Origin of the sequence: Stenotrophomonas sp. HMWF023 (assembly GCF_003060985.1) — a bacterium.
Taxonomy (GTDB): domain Bacteria; phylum Pseudomonadota; class Gammaproteobacteria; order Xanthomonadales; family Xanthomonadaceae; genus Stenotrophomonas; species Stenotrophomonas lactitubi.
The window spans coordinates 1-1,922 of record NZ_QAIJ01000180.1; the positions used below are offsets into that span (position 1 = coordinate 1).

At 67.0% G+C, this 1,922-nt stretch carries 2 protein-coding genes; one reads left to right on the plus strand and one right to left on the minus strand.

Features of this window, described 5'->3' with window-relative positions; genetic code table 11:
- A partial coding sequence (locus DBR20_RS09745; protein ID WP_108266036.1) for an amidohydrolase occupies positions 1-1,161 on the minus strand: 1,161 nt, incomplete at its 3' end.
- Between the two features lie 186 nt (positions 1,162-1,347).
- Between DBR20_RS09745 and DBR20_RS09750 the strand changes: the two genes are divergently transcribed.
- Positions 1,348-1,922, plus strand: a 575-nt coding sequence (locus tag DBR20_RS09750) for an efflux RND transporter periplasmic adaptor subunit (protein ID WP_146186983.1), incomplete at its 3' end; no start/stop codon positions are given.

Below are 1,922 nucleotides of genomic sequence, written 5' to 3' on the forward strand. Positions count from 1 at the left end.
GAAGAACATGCCCGGCACTTCCTTGGCGTACAGCGAGAAATCCTCCGCGCCCATCTGCAGCGGCGGTTCGTACACGTTGTCCTTGCCCACCACCGCCTGCAGGCTTGGCAGCATCTTTGCGGTCAACGCCGGGTCGTTCACCGTGGCCGGGTTGCCTTCCGATTCGTAGATGTCGGTCACCGCCTTGGCCCCGTGCGCGGCAGCCGTGTGATCGGCAACGTTGCGCAGGTCGGCGAAGATCTGCTGGCGCATGCCTTCGTCGAAGGTGCGGATGGTGCCGACCATCTCCACTTCATCGGGAATGATGTTGTAGCGGATGCCGCCGTTGATCGCGCCGAAGGTCAGCACCGCCGGCTGCTTGGAGAGGTTGGCGCGGCGGCTGACGATGGTCTGTGCGGTGCCGATCAGATCGGCAGTGGCCACAATCGGGTCGACGCCGTTCCACGGTGCCGAGCCATGCGTCTGCCGGCCGATCACCTTGATGCCGAAACGATCGGACGCGGCCATCAGCGGGCCACCGCGCACCGCGATCTGCCCTGCCTGCACGCTGGAAAACACATGCAGGCCGAATACCGCCTCGGGCTTGAAGTCGGCAAACAGGCCTTCCTTCAGCATCAGCGCTGCACCGCCCTCTTCCGGCGGCGGCGCGCCTTCCTCGGAGGGCTGGAAGATCAGCATCACCTGGCCCGGCAGGTCCTTCTTCATCGCCACCAGCGCTTCGGCCACGCCCAGCAGGGTGGCGGTGTGCGCGTCATGGCCACAGGCGTGCATCACGCCTACGGTCTGCCCGCGGTACTGCGCGGTGGCCTTGGAGGCGAACGGCAGGCCGGTCTGCTCGGTCACCGGCAGTGCGTCCATGTCCGCGCGCAGGGCAATCTTCGGGCCGGGCTTGCCGCCTTCGATGATCGCCACCACGCCGTGGTGGGCGATGCCGGTCTTCGGCTTCAGGCCCATCGCACGCAGGCGCTTGGCGACCTCGGCGGAGGTGCGCTCCTCGCGGTTGGACAGCTCCGGGTGCTGATGGAAATCGCGTCGCCATTCAACCACCTTGGCCTGCAGGCGCTGCGCGGCGGCGGTCACTTCCGGGCGCTGGGCGTCCTCGGCATGGGCAAGGGCCGGCAGGGCCAGCAGCAGGGCGGACAGCAGCAACGAACGGCGCATCTCGATCTCCACGGAAGGGGTCTGCACCTGAATGTAGGGCAACCTCGCCGCTACGGGAACCTCCACCGTCGCCCACTGGTCTGAGCGCCCGTCCCATCCGTCATGCAGGAAACCCGGTGGGCCACAGGTATGCTTTGCGCATTGCCACCCGGGGTGCCACCCCGTCCAGCCCTCTTGGAGTCTTGAATGTCACGTGTTTGGAAGATCGTGCTGCTGGTCGTGGCGGTACTGGTGCTGGCCGTGGTCGGCCTGCGCGTACTCGGTGGCGGCAAGGACAAGGCCGCGGGGCAGGAAGCAGGTGCCCGCGAGGGCGGTGAAGATCCCGATGCCGGCCCGGTGCCGGTAACCGTGGTCGATGCCGTACGCCAGGACGTGCCGGTGTATGCCAGCGCGCTGGGCACGGTGACCGCGATGAACACCGTGACGGTCAGCCCGCAGGTGGGCGGCCAGCTGATGAGCCTCAATTTCCGCGAAGGCCAGGAAGTGAAGAAGGGCGACGTGCTGGCGGTGATCGACCCGCGCACCGCCCAGGCCAGCTATGACCAGGCCGTCGCCTCCAAGCGCCAGAACGAGGCCCTGCTGGCCACCGCGCGCTCGAACTACCAGCGTTCGAACGCACCGGAGTACCGCCAGTTCGTGGCCAAGACCGATCTGGATACACAACGAAACCAGGTGGCACAGTACGAAAGCGCGGTTGCCGCCAATGAAGCCAGCATGCGCTCGGCGCAGGTGCAGCTGCAGTACACCCGGGTCACCGCACC